This is a genomic window from Actinocrispum sp. NPDC049592, from assembly GCF_040675465.1.
Classification (GTDB): domain Bacteria; phylum Actinomycetota; class Actinomycetes; order Mycobacteriales; family Pseudonocardiaceae; genus Kibdelosporangium.
The window spans coordinates 62702-74983 of the sequence record NZ_JBFAPA010000013.1 but is presented as its reverse complement, the minus strand read 5'-3'; the positions used below and the strand labels follow the sequence as shown (position 1 = coordinate 74983).

Sequence of the window (12282 nt, the reverse complement as noted above, 5' to 3'; positions counted from 1 at the left end):
CATCGGGCACAGGGAGAGTTCGCTGGTCACTCACTGGAAGCGGCCTCCCGCTTCTTGTCCCGCGACCGGCGCCCGTCGTACTCGTAGCCGAGCAGCGAGAGCAGCACGATCAGGATCCCGCCGACCACGATCGCCGAGTCGGCGGCGTTGAACACCGGCCAGACCTGCCCGTTCGGCGCGAACAGCGAGACGAAGTCGATCACGTGCCCGCGCAGCGGCCCGGGCGCGCGGAAGAACCGGTCGGTGAGGTTGCCGAGCGCACCGGCGAGCACCAGGCCCAGGCTCAGCGCCCAGCCGGTCGAGCGCAGCCGCGGCAGGATCCAGATGATCGCCACCACCACCCCGATCGCGACCAGCGCGAGCACCCAGGTCATCCCGGTCGCGATGGAGAACGCGGCCCCGGGGTTGCGCACGATCTGCAGGTAGACCAGCCCGCCGAGGACCCGCGCCGGCTCCTGCCCCTCGAGCTGGGACAACGCCAGCACCTTGGTGCCCAGGTCCAGGGCGTACACCACGACTGCCGTCACGATCAGGACCAGCGCCCGGCGTGGCGGCTCGGTCACCTCCGGCGTGCTCTCGGTACTCACCAGGCCATTGTCCATGGCCGCCGCGGGCAGCACGCACACCCCGGTCATTGATCGCCGGGAACGATCAGAACGAGGTCCTGCCCAGCAGCATGGCGACTTCGTGCCACGGGCGATTGGCCCGGTCCGAGGCTAGTGTCGGCGGTCGAGGACAGCCCTTTCGCGAAAGGACCCACCATGCCAAGCCTCAAGGTCGGCGACGACAACGGCACCCCCGTTGAGATCTACTACGAGGACCACGGATCCGGCCGGCCCGTCGTGCTGATCCACGGCTGGCCACTGTCCGGCCGGTCGTGGGAGAAGCAGGTACCCGCGCTGGTCGACGAGGGCTACCGGGTCATCACCTACGACCGCCGCGGCTTCGGCTGGTCGTCGCAGCCGTTCGGCGGCTACGACTACGACACGTTCGCCTCCGACCTGCACGTCCTGCTGGAGACCCTGGACCTGACCGACGTCACGCTGGTCGGGTTCTCGATGGGCGGCGGCGAGGTGGCGCGCTACCTCGGCCGGTACGGCGCCGACCGGATCTCCAAGGCGGTGTTCGCCGCCGCCGTGCCGCCGTTCCTGCGCATCACCGACGACAACCCGGACGGCGGCATCGACCAGGCGACGCTGACCGCGTTCCACGACGGCATCCGCGGTGACCGGGTCGCGTTCGTCGACCAGTTCGTCACGAACTTCTTCGCCGTGGGCGACCGCAAGGACCTCGTCAGCGAGGCGACCCGCCAGTACAATGTGGACATCGCGAAGTTCGCCTCCCCCAAGGGAACGCTGGACTGCACCACGGCGTTCACGAACACCGACTTCCGCGACGACCTCAAGGCGTTCACCATCCCGACGCTGGTCATCCACGGCGACTCGGACGCGATCGTGCCGGTCGAGGTCAGCGGCAGGCGCACCGCCGAGGCGATCCCGGACAGCAAGCTGGTGATCGTTCCCGAGGCGCCGCACGGGTTGAACGTCACGCACGCCGAGGTGTTCAACGCGGAACTGCTGGCGTTCCTCAGGTCCTAGTAATACGGGTACGGCGCCGGGGCCTGCGCCACGCCGGGCTGCCGCATCGCCTGTTTGGTCAACGGGAGCAGCGTCATCACCTCCGCGACCAGCCAGAGCAGCAGCGACAGCACCAACGGCGCGGCGTAGTCCCCGCCGCCGTCGGCCACCAGCTTGATCAGCGCGTAGACGAAGTACAGCACCACGATCCCGCCCACGATCCCCAGCAGCACGCGGGCGAGCCACAGCCGGAACGCCAGCAGCAGCGCCAGCAGCGCGGTCACGCCCATGATGATCATGCTCACCGTGATGGCGAAGTCCACGTTGCCGGTGATGTCCTCGCTCAACGCCATGCCGGGCACGGAGACCAGCACGTTGACGTTCCTGGTCCGGCCGTCCCAGGAGATCAGCGCGACGACGAGGGTGAGCACCGAGCACATCCCGAACAGGATCGCCGACGCGTACGCCATCGCGTTGCTGGGTTTGGCCGGGAACTGCTGCTGTGGTGGGTAGTACATGTCCAGCAGTATCGACGATCAGGCGCCCGCGTACGTGCCGAACGTCCAGACATTCCCCTCGGAGTCGGCGATCCCCACGTTGCGGGCGCCGTATTCGGCGTCGTACGGGGCCAAGACGATGTTCGCCCCGGCCTCGCGGGCGCGTTCGTACACCGCGTCCGGGTCCTTTGTGTACACACAGATCCACTGCGTGCCCGGAACGGGTTGCGGCCAGTCGGGATGCCCCTTGCCGGACCCGTACATCACGCCGCCGCCCTCCGGCCACTTCACCTCGGCGTGCGCGATCGTGTCACCGTCGCGGACGGTGAGGGTCTCGGTGAACCCGAAGACCTCGGTGAGGAAGACCCGGGCCTTCTCGGCGTCCCGGTAGATCACGCACGGCCACACACCTGGATTGTTGTTGTCGCTCATGGGGATCACTCTGTCCGCCCTGGACCGGTGATGTCTTGGAGAAACGGGAGCTCCTCGCGGATCCACTCGGTGGGCGTGCAGCCCGCCAGCGCACGCCACTCGTTGCTGAGGTGCGCCTGGTCGTAGTACCCGGCGAGCGCGGCCACGTCGGCCAGCGTGTGTCCGGCGCGCAGCAGGTCGCGGCCGCGTTCGAACCGGATCAGCCGGGACACCTGCTTGGGGCCGAGGCCGACCTCCCGGGCGAACCGTTCGGTGAAGTGGCGGCGGCTCCAGCCGACCTCCCCGGCCAGCTCGGTGACCGGGGTGACGCCCTGGCTGCGGACCATGCGTTGCCAGGCCCACTGGACCTCGCTGAGCAGCGTGACGGGTTTGAGGGCGTGGGTGAGCACCTCGTCGAGCAGGTCGAACCGCTCGGCCCACGTGCCTCGGTCTTTCAGCCGCTCCGGGAGGGTCTTCGCCCAGGTCACCGGCAGGTCGCCGAGGTCGACGACGTCTTTCGCGAGCTCTTTGGCCGGGACACCGAGCAGGGCGCGGGCGCCGAGCGGGTTCAGGTCGAGCTGGAGTCCCTGCTGGTAGCGGTCCTGTTCGATCAACGACGGAGCCATGTGCAACCCACCCACCACCCCCTGGAACGCGGGCCCGTCGAGGAGGCGTATCGGCGCCGCCAGACTGACGATGAACGTGATCGACCGTCCAGGCAGCCCCCGATGCACCGGCAGAGTGACGTTGTCCTGCGTATACCCCACATACCTCCGCACAAGCTGCCGCAACGCGGGATGCGCCGCCCGCGCCGCCCACCCAAGCCCCACCCGCTCCACATCCCCGACCATAGGCGCAGACCACGGCCTGGCACAGCACATGGCTCGCCCCAACGCATCTACACCCCAGAAAACCATCCATCCAGTGAACTGCCCCTGGTCGAGCCCCCTGATCGCGCTCCGCAAGGCCCTCCCGTACCAAGATCTCACCCACGTCCGCCGAGCCTCCGCGCTCCTCGTAGCCGACGACATCCCCATCAACCGGGCTTGCAGCGGTCCCAGCCCAAGGAGATCCGAATTCGGCTTCATGCTCGCTACCTCGCCAAAGTCCTCGAGACGGGCGCTAGGCGTTACGAAACGGTTGACATGAGTTGAATTCGGGCGCTACCTGCGGAAACTGGTTCCAGGTACTTCCAGCATTGACTGATTGTGCGTTGTGCTAGTGTGGCCGCTCTCGGGCACAGCTGTGCCCAAGCCCTAGCCAATCGGCTGGGGCTTTTTGTTTGCCACCGCCCTCGCCGACCGAACCGTTGGCTGTTTTGTCATGCCCGGAGGACCGCTGATGCCGAATTCAACGCTGTTGCTGCTGTCTCCGCTTCTACTGCCCATCGTCGTTCTGGGCATAGCATGGATCATCGCTCTGGTCCGCGCGCGACCGGAGGATGTGCCGACGGTGCTCAATGGAGGTGGCACATTCTTCCGTCGACTGACTGAGCGGCTGCCGCAGCGCCACAATGTCACCAAGCGGGAGGAGGACCGTTGACCAAACAGCGCCGAGCACTGCCCGATCCGACCAAATAGCTGGCCGCCAGGCAGCTCCTTGCCCAGCTACGCCAGGCCCTTGCGACGTTGCCATATGGCGACGTATGGTTCGTCTCCATTCGGTTCGGCCTCGAAGACGGTGTCCCACGCACGCACGAGGAGATCTCGGGCAGATCCCGCTTCTTCCTCAAGAAATCGGTTAACCAGGAGACGCGGGCATTGGCAGCACTGCGGAGCCGACTGTCAGCGGACGTGAACGACTATGGGGGCACTGATCTCACAGCGATTCCCGACAATATCCGGCGTCTTGTCATGGAACTACCGGATGATCTTCCGCCGCTGACCTTCTGCGAGCTACATGGCTGGTCAGACCATCACAACGCGACGAGGATCGACGTTCATATTTGTGCGCAGTGTCCTTGCCCCATTCTCTGGCCGCGGACTGGTCGGCCGCGTAAGTACTGCTCCAATGGGTGTCGTCAGGCGGCTTATCGGCGGCGGAGGGCTGCCCTTCGCCTCGATGAGAGGTGAGGATGGCGGGATGGTGCGCTTCGAAGACGATGACCGTGGCTATCTCGGGTGGCTCGCGGCCCATCCCGCAGAGTTCGTGCTGAACATCGAGCGGACGCTGTCGCCACCCACGAACCTCGTACTGCACAGCGCGAGCTGCTACACGATCAACGGCACCCCTGCTCGCGGCAAGCAGTGGACGGGGCCGTACATCAAGGTCTGCGGGACCAGAGCCGAGTTGGAGGGCTTCGTGCGGCGGGAGGCCGGGGCGCAGGCACGGGTGTGCAGGTTGTGTCTGGGGTGACCGATTCCTTTTCGGGGCGCTGGAGGTCTGGATGGGTATGACGGTGGAGTTCGAGGGGTTTCGGCGGGAGTTGACGGCGCACTGTTACCGGATGGTGGGGTCGGTGGATGAGGCTGAGGATCTGGTGCAGGAGACCTATCTGCGCGCGTGGAAAGGGGTGGATGGGTTTCGCGGGGAGGCGTCCTTGCGGGTGTGGTTGTACCGGATCGCGACGAATGTGTGTTTGACGGCTTTGAAGGGGAGGGGGCGGCGGGCGGTGCCGTCGGGGTTGGGGGCGGCGAGCGAGGACCCGTATGGGGAACCGGTGATCGCCGAGGACGCGCTGTGGGTCCAGCCCGTGCCCGATGAGCTGGTGATGGATCCGGCCTCGATCGTGGCGGACCGGGAAAGCCTGAAGCTGGCGCTGATCGCGAGCCTGCAGTACCTGCCCGCACGGCAGCGGGCCGTGCTGATCCTGCGGGAAGTCCTGGCGTTCTCGGCCCAGGAAACCGCCGAAATGCTGGAAACCAGCGTGACCGCCGTCAAAAGCATGCTCCAGCGCGCCCGCGCGACCCTCGAGAAAGTCGAACCCGCCAAGCTCGCCGAGCCCACCGAGCCCGACCAGAAAAGGCTGCTCGACCAGTACATCGCCGCCTTCGAGACCTCGGACCTCAGCATCCTCGAACGCGTTCTACGCAAGGACGCCAGCCTCGAGATGATCGGCTCGACCACCTGGTTCGCCGGCAACGACACCTGTCTGCCTTACCTGGCAACGGTTCTGGGCAACCCAGGCGACTGGCGCATGACCCCCATCCACGCCAACGGCCAGCCCGCGGTCAAGACCTACTACCAGGGCGAACCCTTCGGCGTCGCCCTCCTCACCTTCGCAGGCAACGGAATCAAGAGCATCACCGTCTTCGGCGATCCCACGCTCGTGGACCGGTTCCCCTAGAGCTGAAGGAAAGCAGGCAACTCCCGGGTGTCCTCCACCGGGGCATACCGGCCGTCGACGAGGTGATAACGCAGAGCAGGACCGCGGGTGACCAAGGTGCGCAAGGCGTTGACGAGGCGGTCGACGTGCTCGGGAGTGCTGCCCAGGCCAAGGCTCGCACGAAGTGCGCGCTGCTCCGAAGAACCGGCCTTGGAAAGCAACCGGCGCGTGGCGATGTGCGCGCAGAAAGCACCGTCGCGGACGCCGATGCCGTACTCGGCGGACAAAGCGGCGGCGATCAGACCCGCATCCTGACCGTCGATCGTGAAGCTGACGACACCCACCCGCGGACCGTCGAACAGCGAAAGCTCAGCCAGGCCAGGGATTGTGCGCAGACCCGCCCGCAAACGCTCCAGCAAAGCCACTTCGTGCGCCTCGACATCGTCCCAACACGAGGACAGCACCTTACACGCCGCCGCAAGCGCATGCACGCCAACGACATTCGGCGACCCGGCCTCGTGCCGCTCGGGAACCGCCGACCACGCAACACCCAACTGGTCCGACACGAGCTTGGTCGCGCCACCACCGGCCAGGTACGGCGGCGCGGCCTGCAGCCAGTCCGCGCGGCCGATCAGAGCCCCCGCACCGAAAGGCGCGTAAAGCTTGTGCCCCGACAAGGCCACGTAGTCGACGTCCCACGCCTTGATGTCAACGCGGCGGTGGGGCGCGAGCTGCGCGGCGTCGAGGGCGACGCGGGCCCCGTGGCGGTGGGCAACGGCGGCCAGCTCGGCAACCGGCCACAGCTCACCGGTCACATTGGACGCTCCGGTGACCACGACCAGACGCGGACCCGCTGGCGCCGAAGACAAAGCCTCGTTCAACGCGATCAGAGCGTCGCCCGCGCAGGACGGGGTCTGGATGCGTTGCACGTGAGGTCCGCGCCACGGCAGCAAAGCCGCGTGGTGCTCGGTGTCGAACAGGATCACGGAGGTGCCCTGCGGCAGCGAACGGGCCAGCAGGTTCAGCGAATCGGTGGTGTTGCGGGTGAACACCACGGTGTCGCGGCTGCGCGCCCCCACGAAGGACCGCAGCACATCGCGCGCCTTCTCGTAGACCCGCGTCGAGACCTGGGAAGCGAAGCCCGCGCCGCGGTGAACGCTTGCGTACCAAGGCAACAGCTCGTCCACCGCGTCCTGCACGCTGATCAGCGCCGGGGCGCTGGCCGCGTGGTCGAGGTTCGCGTACTGGATCTGCCCGCCGGTGGCCAGCGGGACGTTCAGCCCCGCGCCGACGACGGCGGGCACGGCCACGGTGGTAGGCCGGCTGGGCAGAGCGAGAGTCATTTCGTCCTCCGGGTCCGGGACCCGCCTGACGAGGGTCCGCGCTTGCCCGGCCACGGTGTGTGGCGGGCCTGGTCCTCACCCGGGGCACCCCACCGCGGTAGGAGGGTTGCCGGCCAGCAAGCCGGGGCTTCGCGCTGGCACTCATGACCTTCACGGCCGAGAGTAGCGGAAGACGCGGCGGTTGAGAAGTCAGTGCCCCTGCTCGCCCCGCCAGCGCGCGTAGCGGCCGGCGCGGTCCACGGCCCGGATCCGGCGCTCGGTGGCGATCCGCGCTTCCTGTGTCGCCACGATCAAAAGCTGGTCCAGTTCCTCCAGCCGGGTGGTCGGCTGCGGGGTGAACGCGCCACCGTTGCGAGTGACGAGGCTCACGGTGGCGCCCGGCGGCAGCCGTAGCTCGGTCAGGTACACGCCGTGCAACCGGGACCCGGCGGGGATCTTGACCTGGAGCAGCTCCGCGCCCAGCTCGTCCAGCGGCGCCGCGTCCACCTGCATCTCGTGCGACTCCGCGCCCTTGGTCAGCCCGAGGAACCTGGCCAGCAGCGACAATGTGCTGCCCTGCACCAAAGTCAGCACGATCACGAGCACGAACACCGCGTCGACCAGCTGCCGGGCACCCGGAACCCCTTGGCTGATGGGGATCATCGCCAGCACGATCGGCACGGCACCGCGCAAACCCGCCCAGGACAAGAACACTTGTTCCCGCCAGGGCACGCGGAACGGCAGAACCGAGAGCAGCACGGACAGCGGCCGCGCGACCAGCGTCAACACCGCGCCGGCGACAAGACCGGGAATGACCGCCGACAACAACCGGGACGGCGAGGCGAACAGGCCGAGTAAAACGAACAACCCGATCTGGGAAAGCCAGCCAAGGCCCTCGGCAAAGGAAAGCGTGTCCGACCGGTGCGGCAACCGGGAATTGCCAAGCACGAGACCGGCGACATAAGTCGCGAGCAACCCGGACGCATGCGCGAATTGCCCGCTCGCGAAAGCGAAAACGCACACCGCGACGGTTGCCAGCGGGTACAGACCCGTTGCGGGCAAAGCCACATGGCGCAACGCCACCGCGCCCAACCAGCCCAGCAGCAGCCCGATCACCGCGCCCGCGAGCAACTCGTACACCACGAGCGCGGGAACCGACCAGTCCAGCGTCGTCGCCGTGGACAACAACACGACCGCGATGTACGAAGGCGCGTCGTTGAGACCCGACTCCAGCTCCAGCGAACCGACCAAGCGCTTGCTCACACCCAGTCCGCGCAACACCGAGAACACCGCGGCGGCGTCGGTCGAGGCGAGCACCGCGCCCCACAGCGCGGCCATCTTCCAGTCCAGCCCGAGGATGAGATGTAAACCCGCCGCAGTCACACCGATACTGAGCGCAACAGCCACAGTGGACAGTGCGATGCCGATCCCGATGGACGGCCGCACATCGGACCACCGGGTGGTCAGCCCGCCTTCGGTCAGGATGAGCACCAGGGCGGCCAGCCCGAGTGCCTGCGTGAGCTGGGCGTCGTCGAACCGGATGCCGAACCCGGCCTCGCCGAGGACGACGCCGATCCCCAGGTAGACCAGCAGCGAAGGCAGGCCCAAGCGGACCGACACCCGGACCGCGAGCACGGCCACGAGCACGACGACAGCCCCGATCCCGAGGGCGAGAGTCAGCCCGTTCACCCGGGCATTGTCTCATCTGTCCTAATTGCTCACGAAGTTGATTCTCGTGGAGCGGAATTCTCTTACGGCACCGGTTGTCCGGCGAGCAACCGGCTGAGCCGTTCGGCCGCATCGCCGGGCGCCGGGTGCAGCTCGACGATCTTGTCCCGGCCGCGGGCACCCGCCACAACGGACACATCCGCGCGCCGCACCCCGAACGCCTTGGCCAGCACCGCCCGTACCGCCTCGTTGGCCTTGCCTTCCACCGCGGGCGCGGCCACCGCGATCACGAGAGCGTTCTCACCCCAGCACCCGCCCACCTGATCCTTGCGAGCCCCGGGTTTCACCCTGACCGCGAACCGAAACGCCACCCGCCCAGTGTGGCATTGGCGGCCCGCAAGGCCGCCAATGCCACGTCAGAGCCCTATCCCAGCGCCACCGTCAGGATCGCGCGCATCTGGGCCACGATGTCGGTGCGGTTCTGTTCGAACACCGGGTCGGTGAGCTGGCTGGTGTTGCCCGGGCCGAATTCCAGAACAGGTGTGTGCACGTGCCCGGCGGCCAGCGTCGGCCGGACGGCGTCACGCAGCAGGGTCGCGCGGTAGGCGATCTCGTTCGACAGGTAGGAACCCCCACTGCCCGCACGGGCGACCGAACCCGGTGTTGGGCCGTTCGGGGAGACCACCGGAACGGTCTCGCCGGGCCGGATCTCGGTCACGGTGGTGTTGTCGAACACCGGGAAGCGGCCGGTCGAGGCGGCCACGATCTTCGCGTACGGCAACGTGGTCGGCACGAACTCCGGCTGCGGGGTCACGGTCGGCACGTCCGGCGGGATGGGGATCGTGGTCGCCCGGGACATGTTGTCGTTGTCCAGGCCGGTGTGCCAGCGGCCGTTGAACCGCTCCACGTCGATCCGGCCGACGCGGCCCTGCGACACCGTGGTCAGCATGTCCAGGCGGGGCAGCTGGGCGAGGAACGTGTGCTCGACCATGCCCTGCTCGAACGGCTCCCACAGCACCGGGAACATCGCCGTCTCCACCCGCGCGGGCCCGGACGGCGTCTGCAAGGTCACCCCGTCGAGCGCCAGGGCGTTGGCGCCGGACGGGTTGCTCCGCCGGATGTCGCCGTCCAGCTGGAACGGGTCGAACCCGCTGACCAGGACCCGCCGGACGCCCGCCGGGTAGGTGATCGAGTTCTGCCCGCGCGAACCGGTCTCCACGGCCGAGATCAGCTCGCTCCGCGCCGAAGCGGGTAACGAGAACGACGGCGTCCACTGCCGCAAAGCCCGCGTCAGCTGCAGCCGCGCCCAGTACAGCGGCCGGTCGTCACCGCGGGACAGGTCACCGCCGGCCGGCCCGCGCCCCTGAACGCGGTCGACCGCGGCCCGCCACAGCGCCGGACCTTCGTTGCGTACCAGCACTTCCGCCGCGCGCTTGGTCCGCGAAGCGCACAGCAGCTTCTCGAAGCGTGGCGCGAAGCGGTCGAACCCGCTGCGCTGCAACACCTCCTGAGGTGCGGTGAGGTCGAGTCGCTTCTCGGAAACGGTGATCGGCGCCGTGCGGTCGAAACACGGCCCGGCTGCCGCCGCCATGCCCGGCACGGCGACCGACAGCGCCCCAAGGACGATCCCGCAGGTCATTGCCCCGCGTAGTAGGTTTCTCACAGTCAGCCATCAAAGCAGGACCACTTCCCACACCCACAACCCGCCAAAAGTCGCCCATCCCCCGCGTGTCCCCCTTTCCTCCCCCGCGTGTCCCACGTTCACGGCCCCCGTGTCCCACATTCGTGGCCCCCGAGATCCCCACCGCGCGGACCCGAATGTGGAACTCGGGGTCCGCGAACGTGGGACACGGCCACCACGAATGTGGGACACGGGGGTTAGAGGGCGCGGAGGAACTTGGCGGCCACTTGGACTGCGAGGGTCGAGGTCTTGCCGTTGGCCACGAGGACCGCGAAGGCCATGTCGCCCTTGAAGCCGATGAACCAGCCGTGCGCCTGGTCGCCGCCGTTCGTGATCTCCGCAGTGCCGGTCTTGCCGCCGACGCCCGGGATGCCCTTGAGGTCCGTCGCCGTGCCCTCCTGGACCACGGCGGTCATCATCGTCCGCAGGTTCGAGCAGACCCCCGCGGACGGCGGCGAGTAGGGCGTTCCGACAGTGGTCTCGGCGTCCCGGCGCAGTTTCGGCACGATCGCCTTGCACTGCACGACGGTGGCCGCGACGATCGCCATGCCCAGCGGGGACGCGTTGACCGTGCCCTGCCCGATGGCGTTCTCCACCTGGCGGCTGGGGCTGTCCGAGTCGTCCACGCGGCCCAGCTCGGTGGTCACGCCCGGCACGGTGTAGTCGGCGTTCAGGCCGAACTCGTTGGCCGCCTTGTGCAACGCGTCCACCGGCAGCTGGCTGGCGATCGAGGCGAACGTCGTGTTGCACGACTTCGCGAACGCCCGCCGCATCGGCACGGTGCCCAGCTGGAAGTCGCTGGCGTTGTGGATGGTCCGGCCGTTGTAGGTGCCCTGGGATGGGCAGTCAAGCTGGGAATCGGCGTTCAGGCCCTTGCGTTCCATGCCGGCCGTCGCGGTGATCACCTTGAACGTCGACCCCGGCTGGTACTGCCCGTTGAACGCCTGCAGCGCGGTCCCGGCGGCATTGCTCTGCGCCACGGCCATGATCGCGCCAGTCGACGGTTTGATGGCCACCAGGTATGTCGGCAGCGGCACGTCGGACACGGCGTTCTGCGCGGCGATGGACGCCTTGGCGTTCAACGTCGACTGCACCGGTTTGGCCGTGTTCTCGACCTGCTTGGTGCCGTGCAGCGGTTCGCCGATCTCCTTGCCCGCCGCGTCCACGGCCGACAGCCGGCGGTTGTCCTGCTCACCCGGCTTCGAGGTGTCCTTGGCCAGCGCGGTCATGATCAGCGGGGAGATCCTGGCGTCGACCGGTTTGACCGAGCTGCCGTCCCAGGTCGCCAGCGCCTTGCCGTCGTCACCGACGATCGCGTCCGTCCCGGCCTGGCCGGTCTCGCCCAGCACGGCCAGGTTCTCGCCCGGCTTGAGCGTCGGGTACAGGATCGAGGACGCCCACTTCACCAGCCACTTGTTGTCCTTGAGGACGAAGTCGAGCCTGCCGGGGCTCGGGAACGTCCACGTGTCGCCGGAACCACGCGACCAGGTTCCCTTGATCGGCACCGAAGCGGTGGTCTGGCCGGGTTTCGGCTCGTTCGAAGTGGTCCGGGTATAGCCGAACTTCGTCCCCGCGGTGTTCTTTGCGAATGCCGCGATGGCCGCCTGTGCGGCGGCCGGGTCATCGGTCAACGGCGCCGCGCCATCGGCATTTCCGGCGCTCAGATAATTGAGGAACTCGTCGGCGAGCTTTCCCGTGGCCGCGGGCGGAACCGTCGTCCCGATGGTCGGCACATCCGCCGGGCCGGCCGTCGGTTTCGGCGATGGCCACAACACGATCACCCCGGTGACGATCACCAGCACGGCCAGTACGCCGCCACCAATGAGGATCGCGCGTTTTCGTCCATCGGTCACAGAACACC

At 67.9% G+C, this 12282-nt stretch carries 13 protein-coding genes and 1 riboswitch; of the genes, 4 read left to right on the top strand and 9 right to left on the bottom strand.

Going from position 1 to position 12282, the window contains the following annotated elements:
* Positions 1-26 precede the first annotated feature (26 nt).
* A complete protein-coding gene (gene lspA, locus AB0J95_RS29620) occupies positions 27-587 on the bottom strand; it encodes a signal peptidase II (protein ID WP_364764822.1) in 561 nt (186 codons plus the stop codon).
* A 174-nt stretch (positions 588-761) separates the two neighbouring features.
* Here lspA and AB0J95_RS29615 point away from each other — a divergent pair, with 174 nt between their 5' ends.
* The gene (locus tag AB0J95_RS29615) at positions 762-1598 is read left to right on the top strand and encodes an alpha/beta hydrolase (protein WP_364764820.1); all 837 of its coding nucleotides are present in this window, start codon (positions 762-764) and stop codon (positions 1596-1598) included.
* On the opposite strand, the gene AB0J95_RS29610 is transcribed toward AB0J95_RS29615, so the two are convergent.
* The 3 genes from AB0J95_RS29610 to AB0J95_RS29600 are packed head-to-tail and all read right to left on the bottom strand — an operon-like array spanning position 1595 to position 3324.
* A complete protein-coding gene (locus tag AB0J95_RS29610; RefSeq protein ID WP_364764818.1) occupies positions 1595-2095 on the bottom strand; it encodes a hypothetical protein in 501 nt (166 codons plus the stop codon). The two genes, AB0J95_RS29615 and AB0J95_RS29610, sit on opposite strands and share 4 nt — an antisense overlap.
* A gap of 18 nt (positions 2096-2113) precedes the next feature.
* Complete coding sequence (locus AB0J95_RS29605; protein ID WP_364764816.1) at positions 2114-2506, bottom strand: VOC family protein; 393 nt, start codon at positions 2504-2506, stop codon at positions 2114-2116.
* A gap of 5 nt (positions 2507-2511) precedes the next feature.
* Complete coding sequence (locus AB0J95_RS29600) at positions 2512-3324, bottom strand: helix-turn-helix domain-containing protein (protein WP_364764813.1); 813 nt, start codon at positions 3322-3324, stop codon at positions 2512-2514.
* 502 nt (positions 3325-3826) lie between these two features.
* Here AB0J95_RS29600 and AB0J95_RS29595 point away from each other — a divergent pair.
* The 3 genes from AB0J95_RS29595 to AB0J95_RS29585 all read left to right on the top strand — a co-directional run bounded on the left by AB0J95_RS29595 (position 3827) and on the right by AB0J95_RS29585 (position 5771).
* On the top strand, positions 3827-4027 hold the full coding sequence (locus AB0J95_RS29595; protein ID WP_364764810.1) for a hypothetical protein: 201 nt from the start codon (positions 3827-3829) through the stop codon (positions 4025-4027).
* Between the two features lie 540 nt (positions 4028-4567).
* Positions 4568-4840 (top strand): hypothetical protein, encoded by a 273-nt coding sequence (locus tag AB0J95_RS29590; protein ID WP_364764807.1) that lies wholly within the window; start codon positions 4568-4570, stop codon positions 4838-4840.
* A 31-nt stretch (positions 4841-4871) separates the two neighbouring features.
* Positions 4872-5771, top strand: coding sequence for an RNA polymerase subunit sigma-70 (locus AB0J95_RS29585; protein ID WP_364764804.1), 900 nt, complete (start codon positions 4872-4874; stop codon positions 5769-5771).
* Here AB0J95_RS29585 and AB0J95_RS29580 read toward each other — a convergent pair.
* From AB0J95_RS29580 to AB0J95_RS29560, 5 genes are all read right to left on the bottom strand, one after another.
* The gene (locus AB0J95_RS29580; RefSeq protein WP_364764801.1) at positions 5768-7093 is read right to left on the bottom strand and encodes an aminotransferase class V-fold PLP-dependent enzyme; all 1326 of its coding nucleotides are present in this window, start codon (positions 7091-7093) and stop codon (positions 5768-5770) included. The genes AB0J95_RS29585 and AB0J95_RS29580 overlap by 4 nt on opposite strands.
* A gap of 33 nt (positions 7094-7126) precedes the next feature.
* Positions 7127-7242, bottom strand: a riboswitch (SAM riboswitch).
* A gap of 40 nt (positions 7243-7282) precedes the next feature.
* Positions 7283-8761 (bottom strand): potassium/proton antiporter, encoded by a 1479-nt coding sequence (locus tag AB0J95_RS29575; RefSeq protein WP_364764798.1) that lies wholly within the window; start codon positions 8759-8761, stop codon positions 7283-7285.
* A 62-nt stretch (positions 8762-8823) separates the two neighbouring features.
* Entirely contained in the window at positions 8824-9111 is a 288-nt protein-coding gene (locus AB0J95_RS29570; protein WP_364764795.1) for a DUF167 domain-containing protein, read from the bottom strand.
* 53 nt (positions 9112-9164) lie between these two features.
* Positions 9165-10379 carry a pyroglutamyl peptidase gene (locus tag AB0J95_RS29565; protein ID WP_364764792.1) on the bottom strand — a complete coding sequence of 405 codons (1215 nt, stop codon included), beginning with the start codon at positions 10377-10379 and terminating at the stop codon, positions 9165-9167.
* A gap of 239 nt (positions 10380-10618) precedes the next feature.
* On the bottom strand, positions 10619-12274 hold the full coding sequence (locus tag AB0J95_RS29560; protein ID WP_364764789.1) for a penicillin-binding transpeptidase domain-containing protein: 1656 nt from the start codon (positions 12272-12274) through the stop codon (positions 10619-10621).
* Positions 12275-12282: the final 8 nt, after the last annotated feature.

What these genes read in the sequence shown, in the direction of transcription:
- AB0J95_RS29615 (WP_364764820.1), top strand. Translation starts at nt 762, where the DNA reads ATGCCAAGCCTCAAGGTCGGCGACGACAACGGCACCCCCGTTGAGATC.
- AB0J95_RS29610 (WP_364764818.1), bottom strand. Translation starts at nt 2,095, where the DNA reads ATGTACTACCCACCACAGCAGCAGTTCCCGGCCAAACCCAGCAACGCG.
- AB0J95_RS29605 (WP_364764816.1), bottom strand. Translation starts at nt 2,506, where the DNA reads ATGAGCGACAACAACAATCCAGGTGTGTGGCCGTGCGTGATCTACCGG.
- AB0J95_RS29595 (WP_364764810.1), top strand. Translation starts at nt 3,827, where the DNA reads ATGCCGAATTCAACGCTGTTGCTGCTGTCTCCGCTTCTACTGCCCATC.
- AB0J95_RS29590 (WP_364764807.1), top strand. Translation starts at nt 4,568, where the DNA reads ATGGTGCGCTTCGAAGACGATGACCGTGGCTATCTCGGGTGGCTCGCG.
- AB0J95_RS29585 (WP_364764804.1), top strand. Translation starts at nt 4,872, where the DNA reads ATGGGTATGACGGTGGAGTTCGAGGGGTTTCGGCGGGAGTTGACGGCG.
- AB0J95_RS29580 (WP_364764801.1), bottom strand. Translation starts at nt 7,093, where the DNA reads ATGACTCTCGCTCTGCCCAGCCGGCCTACCACCGTGGCCGTGCCCGCC.
- AB0J95_RS29565 (WP_364764792.1), bottom strand. Translation starts at nt 10,379, where the DNA reads ATGACCTGCGGGATCGTCCTTGGGGCGCTGTCGGTCGCCGTGCCGGGC.